The following is a 24,887-nucleotide window of genomic DNA, read 5'->3' as shown; positions in this document are numbered from 1 at the left end:
AACTCTCTTACAAACACCAACCTGATTTGTATTACTTAACTGCCATCTTTATCCCAGCCTTAACGAATTTCTCATAATCCTCCAATAACCACCGAGGCAAACAATTATTTGCATCCTGAACTTGCAATTGCCCTGGACGACAGTACAACATTGCGGCTAATAGATGATTGATCGCTTTTTGTTCTGCCATTCCTTTGCTTAATTCAGTAACTAATGAGTTCAAAAAAGCCCTTTCAGCTTCTAGCAGTGGTTGATTAGCAAGACCACTGCCAAGTAAAGCTTTATAACCCTTACCTAAATCACTTTCGTAGACAGTTTGCAATTTATCTACTGGAACTTTTAGCCAGAAATTTGCTAATTTTTTGCGAACTTCTCGCAAGTCTGCTATTACCGATTCACTCGTTGAATCTATTTCATAAAGCTTTACAGAGCTAAATAATTGACTGAGAAACTGCGGCAGCAAATTTTGCGGTTGCGTGACTGGTTCGGAAAGAGTATTATCTATTTCAGCGGCGGCAAATACACTTTCAAACACTTTTGCATAGTCATTAATTAACCACTTAGGCAAACGGGTTTGAGCATCAGGGACACGCATCTTACCCGGAGGCAAGTAGAGCATTGCACCCAGCAGAGAATTAATCGCTTGAGGATGCACTAACCCTTTGCCAATTTCCGTCAATTCCTGCAAAAATACCTGTTCAGTTTCAAGTATTGGCTCATTTTGAAAACCGGAGTAAAGGATTGCTTGATAACCCTTACCAACATCACTAACGTAGATAGTTTCCAGTTGCTCAGTTGGCACGCTGAGCCAAAAATCAGCTATTTGCTTTCTGAGCTGGCGGATTTCCATTACCACAGATTCATCAGTCGGATCGATGCGGTATAGATTCACGCAGCCTAACAGTTGATTTAAAAATTGTGGCGAACTAATATAATGAGCTAGTAACTGAGATGATGGTGGTTGGTTAACCGAGTCAAAATTCAGTGCTAATTCACTCTCAAAAACCTGCTCGTAATCTTCTATTAACCAGCGAGGTAGACGAGCCTGAGCATTCGGTATCCGCATCGTTCCCGGAATAAAGTAAAGCATTGCAGCCAGCAGAGAATTGATAGCTTTAGGATGCACGAGTCCTTTACTAATCTGAGTCAATTGTTGCAAAAATATCTGTTCTTCTTCAGTCAGCGGTTGATTTTGAAAACCACAGCCAAGCAGCATTTTATAGCCCTTACCGACATCGCTTTGATAGATAGTTTCCAGTTGCTCAGGAGTGACGCTCAACCAATAATCAGCCAACTGTTTACGGATTTGGCGTAAAGATGCGATCGCGGATTCTGCTGAGTAATTTGTGCGGTAGAGATTTACATAATCCTCAAGTTTATTGATGAATTCAGTGCTGGGTGCTAACACTGAACTGCCAAGAGGTGACTGGCTATTTTGCCATTTTTGGAAGAGTTCTTGGAATAATTTACCAATAGAAAGCGAGTAAGCACGACTATCTAAAAATCTAGGATTGCTTTGCATCTTTTGCTGAATTTTTTGCCGATGAAGCTGTCGCAATTTAGGGTTGCTACCTAGAGCAACTGCTAACCGAATGTAGGATTGTTGGCTATCAGCAATTAATTCTGGTATTTCAATTTCCCGCAGCATTGCTGACCCTTGGCGGAAGCGCAAAGCATTTCCTTCCATCACTACCGTTGGCAACCCTACTTGTAGAGGGTCAATCAAAGAAGTTGCGCCAGCGTAGGGATAGGAATCAAGATAAACATCTGCTAACCCCAAAAATTCTTTAACATCGCCGCGACTCGGTAACTGTTTTACAATTAATAGACGGTTGCTCTCAACGCCGTATTTAGCTAATACAGCATACAAATTATTTACAAAAGGCGTGGCCGGATAAGAACGAGTCCAAGCTGGGCCAAAGGGATATAAAATTAGCATAGAATTGGGAACAGCAGCCAAAATCTTTGCCCAAATTTCTCGCAATTCTGGCAGAATTTTGTAGAAGTTCGCTCCTGATATAAACACATTTGTTTGCTCAGAAATACCGAGGCTATTTCTTGTTGGTTGCAGAGTTGATGTTTCCGACTGAGTAGCATAATTAAAGCAAAATCCGCTGCCATCCAAAATAGCTAACTGCTCTCGATATTGTTCTTGATAACTGCTATCGGGGATTGTCCACTTGCCGGCAATATAGTAATCTAAGTGGCGTATTCCCGTAGTTGTCGGCGAACAGAAAGAGGTCGTCTGTACCCGTGCTAAACGGTGAAGTGCCAGGGAAGTAGTGGGTTTATTAATAGCTGTTAGGTTAGTGCCAATAAACAGGATATCTAAGTCATCATCGCGGATAGTTTGCACCTGCAAGGCAAAATCTTTAGGAAGTGGAACCAGTTTATCAACGCGACTTTGACAATATTGTTCTAATTGATGACCGCTGACATTGAGAGCATATAGAAAAATTTCAAATTGGCTGCGGTCTAAATGTTCAAAGACAGGAAGAGTTGCGAAGGTTTCTGTCTGGGGAGCAAAATGATCGTTGAGCACTCCTAAGCGAATTTTTGAGCGCGTTGCTGGTCGCGCTGGGAAAACATAATCAACCTGAAAACCGCGATTTTTAAGAACTAACTCCATAATATCCGCCCGCTTTGTGTAAACATCCCGCAGGTTTGCAGTTGTAAAGTACAGGGGGATAAAGTTAGCAACTTGACTGAAAAATAAAGCAATATTTTGCCAAATTTGAGAATCTTTGTTGTTAAAGATGTTGGTATGAACGTAACCTAGCCATCCTTGCAGATAGCGATAGTAATTGTCTGCTTCTCCTATTTCTTGGAAAAGGTTAGGACAGACAAACATAAATTTCAGATAGTCATTAACAAACCAATTGGGAATAGCGGCGCGTTCGTATTTTATCGGTAGTCGATCTGCACGGCGGTAAAGCATTGCAGCCAGGAGATGATTGATAGTTTTATGTTCCTCAAATCCTTTGGCAATTTGTACTCCTAGTTGATTGACAAAAGTTTGTTCTTCATCAGTTAGTGTTTCATCTTTAATGCCACTATTCAGCAGTGCTTGATGGATTTGACCTGTCTCTCCTGCATAAGCATTTGCAAGTTGTTCGAGTGTAGATGAATTCAGCCATCGATCGGCAATTTTTTTTCTCAACTGGCGGATATTTGCTAATGCTGATGAATCTGACTGGTTACTTTGATATTTTTCAACAATGCTGATTAGGGAAGTCATAGAAGGCGGTATAGTAATAGATGTTTTAGGGGAAAGCTTAGTAGCAGCTATTAAAGCTGAGCTAACTTTTGCTGCCATTTCTGACCAGGAAAACTTTTTAGCTTGTTCCAAACCAGCAGCAATTAAATTTTGACGAATCTGAAAATTTTGCACCTCAATAAGTGCTTTTTTTAGTTCTTCAATTCGATCGCCGTTCACATATAAAGCTGCTTGACCTGCAACTTCAGGAATTGAGCTATTTTGAGAGGCGATTACTGGACAGCCACAAGCAATCGCTTCTAATAATGGCAACCCAAAGCCTTCATATTTTGATGTTTGGACTAATGCTAAAGCCCCAGAATAAGCACTTCGTAATTCATCATCACTTAGTCTTAAAAGATGAATCTTAATATCGGAACTATATGTTTTTAACTCTGTTTCTAATTCCGAGTTGCCCCCTACACAAACAATTTCAAATTGATGTTTATTTTCTAATTGAGAGCAGGCTTGGAAGAATAAAACAGCATTTTTATAGCCGTTAAATCCAACGCGATCGCCCACCCAGATAAAATAAGGTCTTGAAATATTATATTTTACCTTAAATTGATTAATTTCTACGAATGTTGATGGTGAAAATTTCCTATCTATTCCGCAATGAGCTACTGTTATTAATTCTGGAGAAATATCAGGAAAGTATTTTACTAAATCGCGAGCTGTGCTTTCGGAAATGGCAATATAGGCAGAAGCATGGCGGATACCTTGATGTTTTTCGATCCACATCGGGTTAGCTAAATTGGCTCCCATGACTTCTGGAATCATATCATAAGCCATGAACACAGAGGGTGTCGAGCGCGGTGTAGTGTAGTAAGTAGAAATGAAAAGATCGGCTTGTTCTTCATCGCAGATTTTCTGCAACATTTCGCGGTCTGCTTCAGTATTGTTGTAGTCATAAGCTGATATTTGCCGATACTTAATGCCAGGAATTTGGGGGAGAGTTCCATTGCGATCGAGTAAGAGAATATGTTGAGCAAAATCCTGATTTGCCCATTCTGTAATTAAGGAAAGCCAAACACGGGTAATTCCAGAATTGTGAATCTGAAACATTACGCCGTCAATTACGATCTTGGGTGATAAACTTGGAACGTTATTTTGTTGTTCTTGCTCCCCTTTCTTCGGCTGAAAACCAGCCGGAATCAACTTAGTTACTTTGGCAGAATTACTGCATTTCAATCCTTCTCTAATTTGGGCAATCGCTGAATTTATATCGCCTCTCGCAATCATTGAATGTGCCATTTTCATAGCTTCGATTGCATAGTGTTCTTTTGCCTGATTTGATAATTCCTCAGCCATATTTTGAGGAAGGTAAGCTTGGGAAATTTTAATAGCTTTGTGAGCCTCTGCAATATTCTCTCCCGATTGAAACAATCTAGATGTCCATGATGAAGAATTCATCCGCGTACAGGCAAAAACTTGAGGTTCATACCACATTGGATAATTCACCGCAATTCGCTTCCACATTTCCCAATCAGCAGCAGCGCCAGCCTGGGGGCAAAATCCCCCCAACTCCTCATATACACTTCGTTTGACTACCATAGAAGCCGCTGCAATCCAAGAATACACAGCAATTTTTTTGATCCAATCAGTTAAAATACCAGGCGTTTCTCTTTCCAGAGGTGATAACCATAAAGGTGCATTTTCTTCATTAATATGGAGACAGCGACAGAAAGCAGCACCAATTGTTAATTGTTGTTCTATAGCTCCCTGAAGGCTGCTATAAAATCCAGGCTTAACCAAATCGTCATCGTGCAGAATGTGAACCCATTGACCGCGAGCTCGCTGAAGACAGATGTTAAAAATTGCAGTTTGACCAACATTAAGTTCGGAATGACGATAAAATTCGATCCGATTGCCAGCCACTTTTCTGATAATTGCTTCGATCTCGTCTTGAATCAACTGATTCGGATGATCGTTAACAACTTCAATCTGCATTTCTTCGACACTTAAAGCTTGTTCGATAACGCTTTTTAGCGTTTGTTCGAGATAATTTTCCTTCAAGTTATAGGTCGGGATCATCACTGACCAAAAAGGTCTGCGATTGCTGGCTGAAAGAGGTAGAATTGTAGGAAATTCAATATCAGGTAATTTCACGATCGTTTTTTTATGTGAGTAAGCTACTTTGTTTGATTCTGAGTGAACTGAAACAAAATCTTGTAATAAATTAGTATAACCTTCATCAGCCGTTCGCATAGTTTGATGCAGGCCTATTTTGGGAAGCAACTCAGTCTGTACAAAGGTTTTTAGCTCTGGATGCCAACCGTATCGTTCTGTAGTATACAAAATAGATTGCGCCGCTTTCAGATACTGACCATTTCGCAGGAGAGCCTGACAAACCAAGGTGAAATAAAAGTTAAAATTTAGGGGGATTTGGTGGTGAAATCGGCGACGAGCCTCGGAAAATCCTTCTACAAGAGCAGTATAAGCACATTCAACTGCGTGTTCTACCGAGCAATCAGTCATTTCTAAAACTTGCTCTGAAGACTGTTTCCAATATTCAAGATCGTGGGCAATAGAAGCATAAACTGATGTGGATGCCAGCAACAACTGAATCATGGGTAACGGTTTAGCCCAATCGGTTAATACTGTTTGGGTTACGCCGCTAGAACACCCAATTAAAAGGCTGCAATATTTTGTTAATTCCGCATTTTCTCGTAGTGTTAACACGCTACCATCAATAATTCGTTCATCTGTTACGATAACTTTCGTGCTCGATGAAAGAATAATGCTGCAATCTGGTAAACGAGACAGCAGGGATTGAGCGACAGATAAAGCATATTCTGGCTTAACAAAAGATTGGCTACTACTGCCAGTGAACTCAAATAAAATAACATGACTGCGTTTCAGTAAATTGTGCTCTTCAGCAAAATTACGGACTCTTTCAATCTCATCATTTCGTAGGCGTAAGATATTTTGAATCGGCACAGTAATCGGTTTTGGATAGCCGCGAAAAAGAGATGCTTTAGTAGTTCCATCATAATTTTGATAGTTATTTGGGCTAACCTGCGTCAAAAATATTTCATCAAAGTTACCTCGATTAAGACGAGATTGTAATTCTTTTTCTAACCCATACCAAGCTGTTACTATTTCTTGCCAATTATTGGCGGGTATTTCCCAGATTTCATCAACAAATGGATTTTCTTCAATTACACTACGACACATTGATGAAATTGCCCAAGTTAAATGGCAATTGGGATAATCATATTTTATTTGCCGAGCTAATGTAGTTGCATGAAGGCAATCGCCATTTGCTCCAAGTTGTCCTAGCAAAATCCGCTTACTAGAAGAATAAGAATAAATCGCTGGCTGAGATAAATTTTTCATCCTTCAAATACCTAAAGATAAAGCGCGATCTCATCTGGCTTCGATCATCATAGCTGCAAGTTGCTGCAAGTCTATATTTGGTCGCCAGTGAAGGCTGTGCATGAGTGCGGGATTAGATACTAATCGCTTATATTCAGTCTGAAAATTCTCAGTCTGTTCTACATAGCGCCTCCAATCCAAACCAAGGATAGAAAAGCAGACTTCTATCCAATCTTTGATTGTATGAATTTTGCCGGAACCAATGACAGCTTCAAAAACATTTTCCTGCTCTACCAGCGTTATAATTCCCTGTGCTACATCACCTGCAAAAGTCCATTCTTTTTCTACAGAGATATCACCCATTTGCAGTTTTTCATCAGCTCCCTCGACAATGCGCTTAGCGGCAAGAACAACTTTTTGGCTGACATGAGTTGGCTTTCTCAGAGGACTTTCGTGATGAAATAAATAGCCTACATAGGCTTTGATACCTAGACTTCTATAATATCGAGCAGCATAAACTGATTGAATGCGCGCGATCGCATAAGTGCTACTTGCTTCAAAAGGAGTATCCTCAGAAATAGGATTCCCATCATTATAGAATTGAACGCCGCTCCCTGTAATGAAAACTTTCGAGTTAGAACTGTATTTGTACACTGCTTCTAAAATATTCAGCGTACCAGTGGAAATTGCGGCATGATTTTCAAACAGCGCGTCGTGCCGCGTTGTTGATTTAGCAGCTAAATGAAATACATAAGTTGGCTTGTATTCTTTGATAAAATGCTCAACTTGTTCGTAATTCGATATATCGCCGCGCATCCAATCTCCAGAACGTGATAAACCGATAGGGTTAATTCCTTTAGCTTTGCACAATTCATTGAGATAAAATCCGTCTTGTCCGTTGGCACCAAAAATAATAGCGTTCACAGTTTATTTTTCTGAAAAACAAAGGTTGCAAATGTGTAGCGACATCCTTCATAGATAAAATCTGGGTTCGGACAATCCCACTGGGGAACGTCAGGAAGCCGACAATTTTTCAGTAAAGGAAGAATTCGATGCCGCAAATCTTTCTGAGTGTAAAGGCGGAAGTCCACTACTGGAATGCGATCGCCTACTTTATACTGATCGTTATAATCACAAGTTAAAATGGCAGTACCTCCAGGTGCCAGAAGTTCAGCGATTTGCGTCATAAATAGTTCATCATCTTGAACGTGCTCCACCACAGATGTTGAAAAGATAATATCATAGCTGCCCTTGATTGTAGACGGCTTATGGAAATAAACATTGAGATCGCAATTGATCGCAGGATCGATTTCTTCTAAGTGATAGCCGAGTTGCTTTAAGGCAGCAGCAGCACTATCTTCATGACTACCAACGCATAAAATTTTAGGTTTTACTAATTGGGAGGCAAATTTGTGAGCGGTGTCTAAGATAAAGGCTTGCTGAATATTAGCTTCCGGTATTTTCCGCGCCATCATCTCAGGAACCAAGGCAAATAATTGATTAATGACAGGTTCGTACTGGCTGCGTGCGGCATCGTCCAAGATGCGATTTAATGATGTTACATTAGGAAGACCAACCGTAAAAGATAGTTGAGGTAAATTGCTCCGATCGCTCCGCTCTTGACCTAGCACTCGATCGAGAATTTGCTCATAATCCAAAATAAAATTGGCTTCGCTCCACTCATTATAAAAGGGTACAAGCGGCGCGATGCCATTATCAATAATTTGCTTCAAACTGGAATCTTCGATACAAATTGAAGGATTCGCCGAAAAAACATGACGGTACATCCCACATTTATTAATCGCCAGAGGTCGCTGCACTGCTAAAGCGTGTTCCAGTACACTTGAAATCCCTCGGTCTTTATGGGAGTCATAGAAGAAAGCATTGAGTGTATTACTTGCTAGAAAATGGAGGAGTTGCTGTTTGCTTAGAAACTCATGGTTAATCGCAAGTTGTATGCCGGGTTTAGAAATAAGTTTGCGACAGTTTTCCGCTGTTGCTTTAGCAAATTGTCCTTGCTGTTCGACAACATTATTAAAAGGCAAATGCAGCACTATTTTCGCTCTATCAAATTCTTCCTGTACAAGCATAACCAAACGTTCAAAACCTTTGTCACTAAATCCAAAACCAAAGCTTCCTACGGTGACGATATCGGGAATATCTTGGCTGTTAATGTAAGGGGAAATCAAGCGTTTTGTCTTGAAAACAATCGGATTATTTTCTATTAAAGTTGGATCTGGACATAAATGATAATCAAACATTTCTAGCGTAGCTTTATCTGCTTCGTCCTGAGTGACTTCGTGCATTATTCCTAGCTGTGGAATTTTGTACTGTCTAGTCACCTCTTGTCGCAGCCAAGGCATTGTTGCTAGATAGTAATTATAAATAATCGCAGCCGGATTTATCTGAGATACTACATTCTTTAGTTCTGCGTAATTAGAACACTCCGCATAAGCAAAGGAATAGCGCGAAGATTTTTGTAGCGCTTCTGTAATATTGAGACCATACTGGTAAATACCGCATTGTTTTTGCTTATGAGAAACAATGAGTATAGTCGGTTTAGAGGATTCTGCAACTTGTATCTGAACGGTTTTCCGTTCGGTTTTAGGCAGCATCCCAAAATCTTCTAAAACTTCTTCAAACTTGGTCGCAAAATTCTGTGGATGCCAATCTGTTTGCATTTGCTTCACTTGGGGTTCTGATGAAGCGATCGCATCTTTTAAACTCTGGAAGGGGTACGGCTTAATATAGTGATGAATATGCCGAAATGTTTCATTAGTTGAAATGGCTAATGGTCTTCCACTTGATATAGCTTGATCGGTAGTTGCGGAAATTCCCGCTTGATTCCTGTTGTAAAGAAAACAATTCAGTGTGTTTTGACTGCACCATTCAATGAGTTGGTCTTTAGTCATAAACTCATTGGTAATAACTACTTCAACTCCTTTCTTAGCTACTTTCTTACACAACTCGCTCAGGTAATCGGCATAATGTTTTTTATGCAATGTCCAATGTCTATCTTCGCTATAAGTCGATGCCGGAATATTAATTTTAACAATGGCTTTTTCAAACTCTTTATTAACAGCATCTACAACTAATTCAAATCCTTTACCTATCGTGGCAAATCCAAAAGTACCAATTACAGGAATTGATGATTCTCGGTACGGGTTGACTGGAGTATAAACTTCTAAGGGACGGGGGAAAGCATATACTCTTTTATCTTCCACATTCATCGTCGGATCGAGCGCTAAATAGGCATCAAAATCATCAGCAGGACAGAAACCGAAGGGGTTATTCGTAAGTGTTTCCAGCACCAATGTTACTTTTAATCCCGGCAATAAGCTGACTCTTTTTGTATTGAGCCAACTCATTGTTACATGATGATAGTTAAAAATGTAAAATTCATAATTATTCGGAATCTCAGCCGCATTTTCGCTGATTTCTAAATAATGAAGGTCGTATTTTCCCGAAAGTAATAAACATTGATAAGCCATTTTGCCAGACTCGTAGATGCTGCAATTAGCTTTCTCAGTATTGAGAAATAAACCTCGCGGTTTTTTTGTCCCCTCTACCACTGTTGCTGGTTGAGGCAATGCTAATACAAATGCTGTCTGTTCAGATGCGACTAAACTAGAAATAAATGCCTTAACTTCGGCATAATTCTTAGCATAAACTACCGGATTTTCCAAGTTTTCCCAAAGCTGGACTGGCAAATCCCAGCCAACAATACAGCGAGGTTTATAACGATTAATCTCCGTTTGAGATGCTGCATTTACAGCACTTCCTTTCATCAAAAAAGCAATACATCTATCCCCAACTTGGGATAATTCTTTAAGGTTCATTCCACTGCAATCAAAAATATTGGCAGCAGCAAATTTAGGTTGACCTGAACAGTAAAAATTTAGTGTGGGAAAATCCGCTGCTATTTGCTTTAGATGCTCGTTTAAATAAAAATAATTTTGATTAGAAAAAACTTCTCCGTTTTCCACCAAAATGCTATTTTCTCTAACTTCTATTTCCTTCTCTAACTGACCAAAGAAGGCAATCGTAGGCGTATAAATCGGTATTGTTAGCAGATACTTATGATTTAGATTCTGCTGATACATCTGACGATTAAAGGTATGAACATTATTTTGGTATGTCATACCATAGAGGTTGAAAATATCATTAAAAACGCCAAACCACATATTGATAAATATGGCATCATTAGGGCAATTTGGTGTTCGTTCTGTTCCTTGATATTCCTTCCCTTGATATAGAGAAATAGGCAGTTTTAAATCTTGCCACAGATAGGCAGATTTTTCAACACATTCTAAGGTGATTTTCACTCTGGGAAAACTTATTCTAGCTGCCTGAATTACGGCTTTTGTCAAAATCACATCGCCGCTGTGAAAACTGTTGTGAATGAAGAAATGTGTCATGTTTTTATCCTGTTGTGCGCTGTTTGTTTTTTGGACTTAGTTAAAACTTAAGCATTCTTTATATAATGCCACCATCTTGGCAGCTCTACCGCGAGCATAAGTCCCTTTAAAATTTAATGATTTCGAGGTTTGGCAAAGGAAAAATTAAGCCAACACCGCTTTTCAAAGTTGCTTCTTCGCGTTTCAAAAATTCTTCTTTGAAGTGCCAAGGTAAAACTAAATAATAATCCGGCTTCATGGCTCTTGAATCTGCTTCACTGACAATTGGAATATCTGTACCAAGGGTATAAGCACCATATTTATCAGGGTTTCTTTCCGCTGCTACGTCCACAATTCGATTGTCAATTCCACACCATTGCAAAATGGTATTGCCTTTAGTTGATGCACCGTAAATATGAATACTTTTGCCTTCCTTTTTGAGCTTTTTCAACATTGAAATTAGCTCATCTTTATGCACATTAATCCGATCTTGAAAATTTTTGTACGGTTTATCGGTATCAAGCTCCATGTCAAACTCAGCCTGACGTAAAAGCTTGATGCGTGTCACCGCTTCTTGTCTCTTGAATGAAAAATTATCAACATTTGTTGCATAACAGCGAATGCTACCACCGTTGATGTCATTAAGAACAGCATCTACTATTTTTAAGTCAGCTTGTTTGAGAATATATTCCAACACCGCTAAACTATAATATTCCAAATGCTCGTGACAAATTGTGTCATAGGAATTCATCTTAAGCATAGATGGCATATAGGACATTTCAAACACCCATAAACCATCAGGAGCAAGGGCTTTTTTGATTTCTTTACAGAAATTCACTGGGTCTTCTAAGTCATAAAACATGGCGATTGACGTAATAATGTCAAATTTTTCGCCTTGTAATACTTTGGTCAATTCTTCAGAAGGAAAAATATCTTGAATAGCTGTAATATCTCCGGTAATTTCTTGCGCTACGTCAGAAGGATCGACTCCAAATTTGATAAAATTTGGGGGATAAGACTTGAGTAAAGTGCCGTCATTACAGCCAATATCCAAAACACGCGCATTACTTTTGTTAATCAGTGCTGTTGCTTCTTGAGTAATTCCCTGTAAGTGATTTCGCATTGTCTGATTAGTACCGGAACGATACCAATATGCAGAATACAAAACCTCTGGTGGAACTGTATGTTCCATCTGTAATAAACCGCAGGCGTTCTCATCTTTTGTAGGATCGCAACGCAATAGAGAAAGGGCTATTTTTCTCATTGGTGGTTCTTCTTTTCCTGGCTTAAAAAAAGAACCTTGCAAATGTTGTTCCCCTAAATTAATAACTGGAGTGAGTGCTGAAGAACCGCAGACTCGACAAGTTTTACGATGGCCTAAGTGCATGGTTTTGCCTTTAAAAAATTATTGTTTAGATTTATCGCACCCTTGACGTAGCGCCGCCAACAGGCGCGTTAAACTCACCACCAAGATGGCGGCATTACGGATGGTTTTACGTAAGTCCTGATTGTTGATGATAGCTGAGTTTTTCTACCAGTGATTGTAAATTTTTGTCTATTCCATCTATGCACTTATTCCGTTCTAAGTTCAATATGGCAAGTTGTTTGACAACTTTATCTTTTTCTGATGCCTCCACTTTTTCAAACTCATATACCTTTTCTTGTTCGTGCCACAAGTTACAGTTAACATGAGCAAGCTGTGAGAAGATTTCACCGATGCTACCTAGTACATCAGGCACATAATTGCCTTCTTTTTTATAAACTTTATTTGAGGCAAAAGTTAGGCGTTCGCTGGGAATTTCTCCAGAGACAGCATTGCTAATAAATTCGTTAATTTCTTCCTGAAGTTGCTTTTCTTGAACAGCAAGGCTTTGGAGTCTAGTTTCATCTTCGGAATGCCACTGTTTCAATTTAATAATTGTCAATTTGTCGCAGAGAGAGCCAAGTGTTTCCGCCATAGTAAAATGTGATTGGTGTGAAAGAATCTAACTCAGGATGCTTAGGGATAACTAGAAGGCGAAGGCTAAGAAAAAAGATTATTGCTAGGGAACTTTAGAGAAATCGGCATTTTACGTTTAATTATGTTCGCGTATTTATTTTGTCTTGTCTAAAACAAGTTTTTGTACATCCACCCAGATTAAAAACTGCTATATCCTAGTTGATGCCGCTAAGGTACTAAATAGAGTGCTCAATATCAGACGAAAACTGATTTCGAGTGTTCCCAGAATAGTCCATACTATTTTATACAACGTTTCTCGGCGAACACAGGATTGTTTTAAAATGGAACTGGCTAAAAGCCTCTCGGAAATAGCATTGACAAATTCAACGCTCTACCCTATCTCCACCATAGGTAAAAGTGTAAAGCAGTTGATTCAGGCAAAACTAATAATGTTGCTCCTGTATCTACTTTCGCTTCCAGTTCGACAATCTCGCTGTTAGTCAAAGGATTTCTAATTTTTAAGGTAGTGTAGATAATTCCCATTGCCACTTACTTATTGGTTTCTACTAGCTTAACCGAAAATCACCCCCCGCCCACCGCAAAACCTGTGGCTGCAACTCCTAACTCTTGACAAAAATCATTTGATATTGTAAAGATAACAGCTTACTTGCGGGCTGATGATTAGTTCGGTTTCCCCTCTGTGGCTGCGCGATCGCCACTACCGATCTCTCCCCATAGCGACAATAAGTTACAATTACGTTAAGATTGATTAACATAATTAAAAATTCCCAAGTCTGTGTGACTTAAAAAAATAGGAGGAAAAGCCCCGGTGAATAAACGGTGGAGAAACGCAGGCCTGTACGCGCTGCTAGCTATTGTCGTCATTGCCTTAGCAACTGCATTTTTTGACAAACAGCCCCCCAGCCGACAACTGTGGAAGTACAGCGAATTCATTGAGCAAGTCCAGAGCAAGAGAGTAGACAAAGTAAGTATAAATGCTGACCGGACTAGAGCCCTAGTCACTTCCCAGGATGGCACTAAGGTACTGGTCAACTTGCCTAATGACCCTGAGCTGATCAATATCCTCACCACTAACGGCGTGGACATTTCAGTTTTACCCACGAACGACGAAGGCTTCTGGCTCAAAGCCATGAGCAGCCTATTCTTCCCCATCCTACTCTTAGTGGGATTGTTCTTCCTGTTGCGGCGAGCCCAAAACGGCCCTGGTTCTCAAGCGATGAACTTTGGTAAATCTAAAGCCAGAGTGCAAATGGAACCGCAAACCCAGGTGACATTCGGGGATGTCGCAGGCATTGAACAAGCCAAGTTAGAACTATCGGAAGTTGTGGACTTCCTGAAAAATGCCGATCGCTTCACCGCAGTTGGCGCAAAAATTCCCAAAGGCGTGCTCTTAGTCGGCCCTCCCGGAACTGGTAAAACCTTGCTAGCTAAGGCTGTCGCTGGTGAAGCTGGCGTTCCTTTCTTCTCGATTTCCGGTTCTGAATTTGTGGAAATGTTCGTGGGTGTCGGCGCGTCTCGCGTCCGCGACTTATTTGAACAAGCCAAATCTAACGCACCTTGCATCGTATTTATCGATGAAATTGATGCCGTTGGTCGCCAGCGGGGTGCTGGTTTAGGCGGCGGAAACGATGAGCGCGAACAAACCCTCAACCAGTTATTAACTGAGATGGATGGCTTTGAGGGCAATACTGGCATCATTATTATTGCTGCTACCAACCGCCCTGACGTGCTCGATTCAGCGCTGCTGCGTCCGGGTCGTTTTGACCGCCAAGTTGTGGTCGATCGCCCTGATTACGCGGGCCGTTTGGAAATTCTCAACGTCCACGCTCGCGGCAAAACTTTGTCTAAGGATGTGGATTTGGAGAAAATTGCTCGCCGGACTCCTGGGTTCACGGGTGCAGATTTGTCTAATTTGCTGAATGAAGCGGCTATTTTGGCTGCTCGTCGCAATTTGACAGAAATCTCGATGGATGAAGTTAATGATGCGATCGATCGGGTGCTGGCTGGCCCTGAGAAGAAAGACCGGGTAATGAGCGAGAAGCGCAAAACGCTGGTAGCTTATCACGAAGCTGGTCACGCTTTGGTTGGTGCTTTGATGCCTGATTATGACCCAGTGCAGAAGATTAGCATTATCCCTCGCGGTCGCGCTGGCGGTTTGACTTGGTTCACGCCAAGCGAAGATCGGATGGATTCTGGTCTTTATTCCCGCTCTTATTTGCAAAATCAGATGGCGGTAGCTTTAGGTGGTCGGATTGCTGAAGAGATTGTCTTCGGCGAGGAAGAAGTGACTACTGGCGCGTCGAATGATTTGCAACAGGTGGCGCGTGTGGCCAGACAAATGGTGACTCGGTTCGGGATGAGCGATCGCCTCGGCCCAGTTGCGCTCGGTCGTCAGCAAGGGAATATGTTCATGGGCCGCGATATCATGGCGGAGCGCGATTTCTCGGAAGAGACAGCCGCCACGATCGATGATGAAGTCCGCACTTTGGTAGATCAAGCTTACCGCCGCGCTAAAGAGGTGTTGGTTGGTAATCGTCACGTCCTTGATAAATTAGCAGATATCTTGGTGGACAAGGAAACTGTGGACGCTGACGAGTTGCAAGAGTTGCTGGCTAATAATGATGTCAAGATGGCTGCGATCGCATAATCAATTTTAGATTCGCGATCGCATCTAGAATCTTAAATTAGGGTAATTCCGGGTTCCGGGATTACCCTAATTTTTTGGGACGGTAAGAATCGTCAGGATGCGATATATCCGTAACGCCGCCTTCTAGGCGGTGAAGATACCGCCTAGAAGGCGGCGTTACAGAGTAATATTGAACAAGTGCTAGATGCCATCACCACAGATTAACAAGCAGGAAAAATTACCATAAAAATGAGCAAAATTAAAATTGGAAATCGCCCAGCAATCGCAGGCTTAAGTATACTTACCGCCATCTTCTTATTAATGGGCTGCCAACCAACTGTAGGCCCCAACAATTATCCCGTAAAGCGCGTCAGTGATGGCGATACTATTACCGTAATTGGTGCTAAAGATAAAGATATAACAGTACGCTTTGCCTGCGTAGACGCACCAGAAATTCCCCATTCTCAAAGGGAAAGACAGAGTACAAAAGCCATCGATAAAAATCAATTTATGTGGGGATTAAAAGCACAGCAAAGAATGCAGCAGTTAGTTAAAAAAGGAGGCGATCGCGTTGTTTTAACTGTAACCGATACTGACCGCTACGGTCGCAAAGTAAGCGAAGTTCGCTTACCTGATGGCACCTTTACTCAGGAAGTTTTACTGCGCGAAGGATTAGCAATGGTCTACCGTCCCTATCTGAAAAACTGTCCCAGTGCAGATATTGTTCAAAAAGCCGAAGCCGAAGCCAAGAAAAGCCGACGCGGCCTTTGGGGAGATTCCAAGTTTGTGCCAGCCTGGGAGTTTCGACGCAACAGCAAATGATTAAACTACTAGAAGCTAAAAAAGTTTCTCTCCACAGAGCAATAGCAGTCAAAAGATGTGGTACGCTCCTGGTAACTCGATGCAATCAAGGTAACATCAATGAAGATCAAACATCTAGTTCTTTCGGGAATCGCTCTTCTACTCGGTGCAACAGTAGTAGGAACTGCCGTTGCTCAACAACTAACCAAAGAGCAAAATACTGTTATCTGTCGGCTAAAAAATGAGGTGGCTCAGCAAAAAGGAAAGGGCAATAAGCTGGTCTTTTTGCCACTCTTAGGGAAAGTTCGCCAGCAAGTTGAAACCCCTTTTAGAGCAACTCTCTATCCTGATATTCAGTATACTTTTGTCGGCACTTGCGATGAAAATTGCAAGGGTTTAAACTTGGCTCTTAAAGATATGAGCGGCCAGGTAATCGCTACCAGTGAAACTGTAGATAGCCTCCCGGTTATCACTTTTACTCCCCCATCTGAAAGCGAATATCAAATCGGGGCAAAACCGGGGGAATGTACTACTACTAAAGGCTGTAACTTTGGGATGGGAATTTTTGCTCCTAGCAGTGCTAATGTACCTAATGCTTCTAAGATTCCTGCGGAATTGGCACAATTTCAAATGTGTCAATAAAACTCGGAATTACTGACCCCCCTTAATTGGGGGGTTAAAAAAGTAGTCGCTAGTTTGAAAACGAGAATGATGAATTATTCCGAATTTATAAATAATCCCCAAATTAATCCTAGAGAGCTGCTGGAACTCTATCGCCATCAAGAATATGACCAGCTTTCAGAAATATTCCTGCGAGTTCTAGAACATTTTCATAATAAAACTTACTATAGTTTAGATCTTAGTTTGCGCTATTTTATCAATGTTTTTGTCAAAAACTTTTTGTACTTATTTACTCAACCGGAATATATTCTCAGCGATCGCCACGTCAATCTATTTATTAAACATAATCTCACGATTTCTAATTTGGTAGCCATTTCTAGCTTTAAAACAACAGATGCGTACTTACAAATTTTAAACGATCAACCCCGCAATTTTGCTAAGTTATTAAGCTTGTACTCAGCTAGAAATACAGTCAACTTTGACAAGCAAGCGTTGTTTAATGCCAATCCTCAATTAGCTTGTCTTTGGTATTCTTGCTTTTGTGAGAGTTACCGCTCTGGGGTTATTAACAAGGAAGCTTACCAAAATCTTAGGGAACACATCACATATACAGATGACAAATTAACTGATTTTTATAATATAGATGATATCTACTTTGGAGCCAGTTATATAGATGGCGATCGCGACCGCGAAATCAAAAATAGAATCAACCAATCTATTAAAAATAGCCCCTTTGCAACCACTGCACAGATTAACAATAATCCCAAGCCTAAAAAAATAGCTGTAATCACTTCTCTGTGGTTTTCTCAGCATTCAGTCTACCGCATTCTCTCTGAGTTTATTGAGTCTTTAAAAAATGACTATGAATTAACTTTAGTCCATCTGGGCGAGATTAGAAATAATCTCGATATTGGATTCTTCAAAGAAATTAGATATGTTTATGCTAAAGACGGTTATTTAAATATAGATGCTATCCGAGAAAATGATTTTGCCGCAGTTTTTTATCCCGATATCGGTATGACTGTAGAAAGCATTTTTTTATCTAATTTAAGGATTGCTCCCATTCAGATTTGCGGCCTCGGTCATTCTGTGAGCACCTTCGGCTCGGAAATAGATTATTATATTAGCGGAGCGGATGTAGAAATTCCCCAAGGTGCAGAAGCAAACTATTCAGAGAGATTAGTGCTATTACCAGGATTTGGAGCTATCCACAATCAACCTCACTATCAAATTAAAAACATCAAGAAAAATCGCCAGGAATTGATCGTTAATTGTCCTTGGTATGCCCAGAAAGTAAATTATAACTTAGTCTGTTCTTTAAAAGAAATAATAGCAAAGTCTGATAAAAAGATTGGTTTTAGATTTTTTTCTGGGGGTGCATTGACCAGAAAAAATGATTTCCTCCCCTTCGCTACAGATTTAGAATCTATCTTAGGTAAAGATTGTGTGGAACTGATTCCAGCTAAACCCTACGGCGAATATATGGCCCTCATGGAAGAGGGAGATATTTGTATTGAAGCCTGTCATTTTGGCGGTTGTAATACTGTTGCTGACAGCTTATACTTGAGACAACCTACTGTCACCTTGGAGGGAGACAAATGGTACAACCGAATTGGTTCTCAAATGCTCCAAACTGTTGGTTTATCAGAGTTAATTGCTCAAACTTCAGAAGAGTATATTTACTTGATATTAAAGCTGATACATGATGACGACTATCGTTTGCAAATACAAGAAAAACTCGATCGAGTAGATTTAAACAGTACAATTTTTAGCTCAAAAAGCAAGATTTATTTCAAAAAAGCTCTGGATTTTTTAACCGCTAACTGGGAACAGCTCAAGAATGAAACCTCAAACAAGCCAATTCACATCGACTAATCAGCTATGCAGAAAATATTAGAGATACTAGAGAGAATCTTAAGTTAAAGAGGGTAGAATTGCAAGCAGTCAAGCAGAGCCGGAAGTGGAACTTTGCAAAGACCCCATAGCTATGTAGAACAGAGGTTAAATTATAGATTATCTTTACCGTTACGCTGTCATCATTTACAATATATATAGCAATCGCCAAGGCGTTTAAGACACTCTCTTATTGCTGAAGCCCGCTGATTATATTCCCTTCTTCCTTTCTTCCCCTAGCCCTGAGCATCCTAGCCCTGAGCATCCTAGCTATATATTACCTTTCTGGTTGATGAGTACCTTGCCGATGCCTTTAACCTCAAACTCGCAAAACTCACCTCAAAACCCTGCTCAAAATGGGTTAAACCGTCTGTTCAACCGCTTAGGTATCAGGCAAAAAATTGGCTGCGGGTATGCCCTAGTCATTGGTATTGCCATTCTCGGTACTTTGACGGGAAGGGGTATTGAAGGATATTACAAACAGCAAGTTAGGGAACAATTAGCTACAGACAGAGAAAAAGCTGAAATTCTAACCAGCCTCAGTAGTACGCTCTGGGAGTTAAGAATTTATAAAAAAGAGCTGCCTAGCTTACTGGCAACGCCTCAACTTTTTGTGCAGGAAAGCTCTGAATTTCTGTCTCGCGCTGCTGAGATGACTCAACTGCTAGAGCAAGTTCAGTCTTTACCAGATCCTTCAGATCCACAGATTCAAAAAGAGTACAATCAGTTTAAGGATTTGACAGAGATATATGTACAGAAAGTTAAAGCTTATTCGCAGCAGGTAGAGAAGTTATTAGTAAAGCTAAAATCATCTAATTTAAAACCCAAAGAACTGCAAAGCGCTAAGCAGAGTTTGAATAGTTTTGCTAGCAACGAATCTACTTTAAAATTGAATGACTTTTTGCAACAGTCAGCTAACCTTGCGAAGAACTTTCGTGTTAAGGCAGATCGGGCATTGAAATCTTATGAGCGAGCCGAGACGCTAGGAACGATAATTCTTATTAGTAGTTTAACATTATCTGCTGCGATCGCAGCGATGTTAGCAATCTATACTAGCAAAGCGATTGCTCGTCCCTTGGAAGCTACCACAAAAATCGCTCAGCAAGTGAGTGAAGAATCAAATTTTGACTTGCAAGTACCGATCACGACTTCCGATGAAGTTGGGCAGTTAGCAATAGCGCTCAACGAATTAATTTTGCGGGTAGGGGAGTATACAGAAGAATTGCAAGAAGCAAAAATTGCTGCCGAAGCAGCGAACCGCTCTAAAAGTGCATTTTTGGCTAACATGAGTCACGAACTTCGCACGCCTTTAAATGCGATTATTAACTACAGTGAAATGCTGCAAGAAGATGCCCAAGATGAGGGTTATGAAGATTTTCTACCGGATTTGGAAAGAATTCAAACTGCGGGCAAGCATTTGCTGGACATGATCAGTGATATTCTCGATATTTCTAAGATAGAAGCAGGTCATGTCACTCTTTATTTAGAAAATTTTGATATTGCTAATATGATTGAAGAAGTTGTGACTACGGCTCAACCGCTAGTAGAGAAAAAAGGTAATACTTTGGCAATGCAAATTAACGGTGATGTTGGTACTATGTATGCTGACCAGCCGAAGGTGCGGCAGATACTACTTAATTTGCTCAGTAACGCGGCTAAATTCACAGAAAAAGGTGTGATTACTCTTAGCATCGAAAGAATTAAAAATGATAAATTTAAGAGTAAAAATAAGAAATATAAACAGGAATATCCCCCAGCTTTAAATTCTAACTCTCAAGTCTTAATTTTTCGCGTGAGCGATACTGGAATTGGCATGACTGAGGAGCAGTTGCAACATATTTTTAAACCTTTTACTCAAGCAGACGCATCGACTACGCGCAAGTACGGCGGGACTGGTTTAGGGCTGACAATTAGCCAGCGTTTGTGCCAAATTTTAGGCGGCGAGATCGCAGTAGAAAGTGAAGTGGAACGCGGTTCGACTTTTACGGTTCGCCTCCCGGAACGGGTAAGTATGTGAGAAGGACGGATATACGCCAATAGTCAGGGGTGAACACCGATCTAGGCGATCGCTAGTGGCTGTCTACAATAATTTTAAAATTATAAAGTAATATCAAGGCGAGGTAGCGAAAAATGCAGCCGAGTAACCCAAATCAATTTACAGAAAAAGCCTGGGAAGCGATCGCCCGCACCCCAGATATTGTTAAGCAAAGCCAACAACAGCAGCTCGAAAGCGAACACTTAATGAAAGCTTTGCTAGAACAAGACGGATTAGCTAACAGCCTCTTCACTAAAGCTGGTATTAACGTGCGCCAGCTACAAGATCGGACTGAAGAATTCATTAACCGCCAGCCTAAAATATCGGGAAGTGGAGCTTCTGTCTATCTCGGCCGCAGCTTGGACACTTTACTAGACCGAGCTGAAGCCCATCGAAAAGAGTATGAAGATGAATTCATTTCGATTGAGCATTTGGTGCTAGCTTATCCTCAAGATGACCGCTTTGGCAAAAGTTTATTTCAAGAATTTAAACTAGATGAAGCCAAGCTAAAAGAAATAATTGCCCAAGTCCGGGGGAACCAAAAAGTGACCGATCAAAATCCAGAAGTTAAATATGAATCCTTGGAAAAATATGGCAGAGACTTAACTGAATTTGCGCGGGAAGGTAAACTCGATCCGGTGATTGGTAGAGATGACGAGATTCGTCGCACGATTCAGATTTTGAGCCGCCGCACGAAAAATAATCCCGTTTTAATTGGCGAACCAGGGGTAGGTAAAACTGCGATCGCAGAAGGCTTGGCTCAGCGAATTATTGCCGGAGATGTGCCTCAATCTCTTAAAGATCGGCGATTAATTGCTTTAGATATGGGGGCTTTAATTGCTGGTGCCAAATTCAGAGGAGAATTTGAAGAACGCTTAAAAGCTGTACTCAAAGAAGTCACCGATTCCAAGGGTTTAATTATTCTATTTATTGATGAAATTCATACCGTTGTCGGTGCAGGTGCAACTCAAGGGGCGATGGATGCTGGCAACTTGCTGAAACCGATGTTAGCGAGAGGTGAATTGCGCTGTATCGGTGCAACTACGCTGGATGAATACCGCAAGTATATTGAAAAAGATGCTGCTTTAGAGCGTCGCTTCCAACAGGTTTACGTAGATCAACCTACAGTGGAAGATACTATTTCGATTCTGCGGGGTTTGAAGGAGCGTTATGAAGTACATCATGGCGTGAAAATTTCCGACAGTGCTTTAGTAGCAGCAGCCACTTTATCTACTCGATATATTAGCGATCGCTTTCTGCCAGATAAAGCCATTGACTTAGTGGATGAAGCAGCCGCTAAATTGAAAATGGAGATTACTTCTAAGCCGGAAGAACTAGACGAAATCGATCGTAAGATTTTGCAGCTAGAAATGGAGAGACTGTCATTGCAAAAAGAAAGTGCTCCCGCTTCGATCGAACGCTTAGAAAGGCTAGAAAAAGACCTAGCTAATTTTAAAGAACAACAAAGTGCGCTGAATGGACAATGGCAAGCTGAAAAAGGCGTTCTAGGCAATATTCAGAAGATCAAAGAACAGATTGATAAGGTAAATATTGAAATTCAGCAAGCAGAACGAGAATATAATCTTAACCGTGCTGCTGAGTTGAAATATGGCACTTTAACTGAGTTGCAAAAGCAATTAGAAGAGGCAGAAACTAAACTGACGGCGACTCAAACTACGGGTCAAACTTTGCTGCGGGAAGAAGTTACGGAATCCGACATTGCGGAGATTATTTCTAAGTGGACGGGAATTCCGATCAGCAAGTTGGTAGAGTCGGAAATGCAGAAACTTTTGCACTTGGAAGATGAACTGCACAAGCGGGTAATCGGACAAGATGAAGCGGTGACTGCTGTTGCAGATGCAATTCAGCGATCGCGCGCCGGTTTAGCCGATCCGAATCGTCCTGTTGCTAGTTTTATTTTCCTCGGCCCGACGGGTGTTGGTAAGACAGAATTAGCGAAAGCTTTGGCAGCTTATCTGTTCGATACCGAAGATGCAATGGTGCGAATTGATATGTCTGAGTACATGGAGAAACACGCGGTTTCTCGGTTGATTGGTGCGCCTCCGGGCTATGTTGGCTATGATGAAGGTGGACAATTAACTGAGGCAATCCGCCGCCGTCCTTACGCGGTGATTCTATTCGATGAAATCGAAAAAGCTCACCCGGATGTGTTTAATATCATGCTGCAAATTCTGGATGATGGCCGCGTTACTGACGCGCAAGGTCACACGGTAGACTTTAAGAATGCTGTGATTATTATGACCTCTAATGTTGGCTCTCAATACATTTTAGATGTGGGAGGAGATGATGAAGAAATGCGTAGTCGGGTGATGGAGGCGATGCGCGGTACTTTCCGCCCAGAATTTCTCAACCGGATTGATGAGACGATCATTTTTCAGGGATTGAGTAAGCAGGAATTGCGGCAGATTGTGAAGTTGCAAATTGGTCGTTTAGATAAACGGTTAGCAGATCGCAAGATGTCGATCAAATTGTCTGATTCTGCTCTCGATTTCTTGGCAGAAGTAGGTTACGATCCTGTTTACGGTGCGCGTCCTTTAAAACGAGCAATTCAGCGCGAGTTGGAAACGCAAATTGCGAAGAGCATTTTGCGGGGAGATTTCAGCGATGGCGATACGATTTTTGTCGATATCGAGAATGAAAGGTTGGCGTTTAAGCGGTTGGCGGCCGATTTGTTGGCAACTAAGTAATTTGATGGCGATCGCTCTTTTTTTGGGAGGGCGATCGCTTGAGGATGCCGAATCTGGGTCAAAAAAAGTAATACATAAAGTCATATAGGCTGTCGATCGCAATGTTTTAAGCCCGATCGCGGCTCTAGAGGCTGAGTCCGACTTGGGACTGCTGACAAGTGGCGTAGGCGAAGTCAGCCGAAGGCATTGTACCCAGCCACCAGTCATGACTCTCAAATGTAAACTTATATATACAAACGCCGCAGCGTCCGTTTGAAAGTGAACCGCGCAATCCTAAAATGAAAAACAAATAGCTTTATCCGTTTATTCGTTACATAAGGAAAAAAAGCTCATGGTTCAACGTGGTTCTCAAGTTCGTATTCTTCGCAAAGAGTCCTACTGGTTTCAGGAACTAGGTACTGTTGCCTCTATAGACCAAAGTGGCATTAAATACCCCGTTATCGTTCGCTTTAACACCGTAAATTATGCCGGTGTCAATACCAACAACTTCGCAACAGGCGAAGTGGTCGAAGTTTCAGGGCCCAAGGCTAAGGGAAAATCGACGGCAGCTTCCGGTGGCAAGCAAACCACCATCGAACCCGGTACTCGCAAGACAGGGAGTGGCGGCGCACCCCAGCAGCCAAAAACTACAGATAAAAGCGCTCCGGGAGCTGAAGTTCCCACCAGTGTCGAAGGGGCACCCAACCAAGGAACTGAACAGCGTTAAGTTGTGCCAGAACTGCCTGAAGTTGAAACCATTTGCCGGGGTCTAAATCAACTGACCCTGGGTTTAGAAATATTGGGTGGCGATGTGTTGCTAGAGAACACGATCGCCAGCCCATTTTTTGCTAGGGATTTTTTAGCAGGGTTGCAGGGGAAAGCGATCGCTCGCTGGCATAGACGGGGTAAATATCTCCTGGCTGAGTTGGGGAGCGGGGGAGAGGGGGAGATGGGGAGCAGGGGAGCAGGGGAGCAGGGGAGCAGGGGAGCAGGGGAGCAGGGGAGTGGGGGAGCAGGGGGAGATAAATCTTCCCCCACTCCTCCCCCACTCCTCCCCCATCCTCCCCCACTCTTCCCCCATCCTCCCCCATCCTCCCCCATCTCCCCTACAGTACGCTCTCCGAGGCCAGGACGGGTTAGGGGCGAAAGGAGCGGTATTTTACGGGGATGGGCGGTTTTTCGAGCAAAATCCAGTTGTGTTAGAGGTATCGTTACCGAATGGTTCTTGGCAGTTGGCAGCAATTCCTACAGGTGGGTGGCCGAGGCAATCTCCTAGCTCTCGATGGCTGAGAC

15 protein-coding genes are annotated in these 24,887 nt (G+C 41.6%); 8 read left to right on the top strand and 7 right to left on the bottom strand.

What is annotated here, in order from left to right:
* Positions 1-31: 31 nt before the first annotated feature.
* From OSCIL6407_RS0106810 to OSCIL6407_RS35260, 7 genes are all read right to left on the bottom strand, one after another.
* The gene (locus OSCIL6407_RS0106810; protein WP_007356995.1) at positions 32-6,595 is read right to left on the bottom strand and encodes an O-linked N-acetylglucosamine transferase family protein; all 6,564 of its coding nucleotides are present in this window, start codon (positions 6,593-6,595) and stop codon (positions 32-34) included.
* A gap of 30 nt (positions 6,596-6,625) precedes the next feature.
* Positions 6,626-7,498: a GDP-mannose 4,6-dehydratase gene (locus tag OSCIL6407_RS0106805; RefSeq protein WP_007356994.1), complete on the bottom strand. Its 873-nt coding sequence runs from the start codon at positions 7,496-7,498 to the stop codon at positions 6,626-6,628.
* Complete coding sequence (locus tag OSCIL6407_RS0106800) at positions 7,495-10,992, bottom strand: methyltransferase domain-containing protein (protein ID WP_007356993.1); 3,498 nt, start codon at positions 10,990-10,992, stop codon at positions 7,495-7,497. Before OSCIL6407_RS0106800 ends, OSCIL6407_RS0106805 begins: the two co-directional genes overlap by 4 nt.
* Before the next feature lie 106 nt (positions 10,993-11,098).
* Positions 11,099-12,358, bottom strand: coding sequence for a class I SAM-dependent methyltransferase (locus OSCIL6407_RS0106795; protein WP_007356992.1), 1,260 nt, complete (start codon positions 12,356-12,358; stop codon positions 11,099-11,101).
* A gap of 106 nt (positions 12,359-12,464) precedes the next feature.
* Complete coding sequence (locus tag OSCIL6407_RS0106790) at positions 12,465-12,929, bottom strand: hypothetical protein (protein ID WP_007356991.1); 465 nt, start codon at positions 12,927-12,929, stop codon at positions 12,465-12,467.
* A gap of 377 nt (positions 12,930-13,306) precedes the next feature.
* Entirely contained in the window at positions 13,307-13,453 is a 147-nt protein-coding gene (locus OSCIL6407_RS36170) for a hypothetical protein (RefSeq protein WP_007356990.1), read from the bottom strand.
* A 77-nt stretch (positions 13,454-13,530) separates the two neighbouring features.
* Entirely contained in the window at positions 13,531-13,686 is a 156-nt protein-coding gene (locus OSCIL6407_RS35260; protein ID WP_007356989.1) for a hypothetical protein, read from the bottom strand.
* 53 nt (positions 13,687-13,739) lie between these two features.
* Between OSCIL6407_RS35260 and ftsH3 the strand changes: the two genes are divergently transcribed.
* The 8 genes from ftsH3 to OSCIL6407_RS38300 all read left to right on the top strand — a co-directional run bounded on the left by ftsH3 (position 13,740) and on the right by OSCIL6407_RS38300 (position 24,870).
* A complete protein-coding gene (gene ftsH3, locus OSCIL6407_RS0106780; RefSeq protein WP_007356988.1) occupies positions 13,740-15,578 on the top strand; it encodes an ATP-dependent zinc metalloprotease FtsH3 in 1,839 nt (612 codons plus the stop codon).
* Between the two features lie 228 nt (positions 15,579-15,806).
* A complete protein-coding gene (locus OSCIL6407_RS0106775) occupies positions 15,807-16,379 on the top strand; it encodes a thermonuclease family protein (protein ID WP_007356987.1) in 573 nt (190 codons plus the stop codon).
* 99 nt (positions 16,380-16,478) lie between these two features.
* A complete protein-coding gene (locus OSCIL6407_RS0106770) occupies positions 16,479-17,000 on the top strand; it encodes a hypothetical protein (protein WP_007356986.1) in 522 nt (173 codons plus the stop codon).
* A gap of 66 nt (positions 17,001-17,066) precedes the next feature.
* On the top strand, positions 17,067-18,854 hold the full coding sequence (locus OSCIL6407_RS0106765; protein WP_007356985.1) for an O-linked N-acetylglucosamine transferase family protein: 1,788 nt from the start codon (positions 17,067-17,069) through the stop codon (positions 18,852-18,854).
* A 325-nt stretch (positions 18,855-19,179) separates the two neighbouring features.
* Positions 19,180-20,889: a sensor histidine kinase gene (locus OSCIL6407_RS0106760; protein WP_019487044.1), complete on the top strand. Its 1,710-nt coding sequence runs from the start codon at positions 19,180-19,182 to the stop codon at positions 20,887-20,889.
* A gap of 113 nt (positions 20,890-21,002) precedes the next feature.
* A complete protein-coding gene (gene clpB / locus OSCIL6407_RS0106755) occupies positions 21,003-23,615 on the top strand; it encodes an ATP-dependent chaperone ClpB (RefSeq protein WP_007356983.1) in 2,613 nt (870 codons plus the stop codon).
* A 331-nt stretch (positions 23,616-23,946) separates the two neighbouring features.
* On the top strand, positions 23,947-24,321 hold the full coding sequence (locus OSCIL6407_RS0106750; protein ID WP_007356982.1) for a photosystem I reaction center subunit IV: 375 nt from the start codon (positions 23,947-23,949) through the stop codon (positions 24,319-24,321).
* Between the two features lie 3 nt (positions 24,322-24,324).
* Positions 24,325-24,870 carry a DNA-formamidopyrimidine glycosylase family protein gene (locus OSCIL6407_RS38300; protein ID WP_019487043.1) on the top strand — a complete coding sequence of 182 codons (546 nt, stop codon included), beginning with the start codon at positions 24,325-24,327 and terminating at the stop codon, positions 24,868-24,870.
* Positions 24,871-24,887 lie beyond the last annotated feature (17 nt).

Origin of the sequence: Kamptonema formosum PCC 6407, assembly GCF_000332155.1 — a bacterium.
GTDB lineage: Bacteria > Cyanobacteriota > Cyanobacteriia > Cyanobacteriales > Microcoleaceae > Kamptonema > Kamptonema formosum.
The sequence above is the reverse complement of the archived record's forward strand: the minus strand, read 5'-3'. Positions and strand labels throughout refer to the sequence as shown.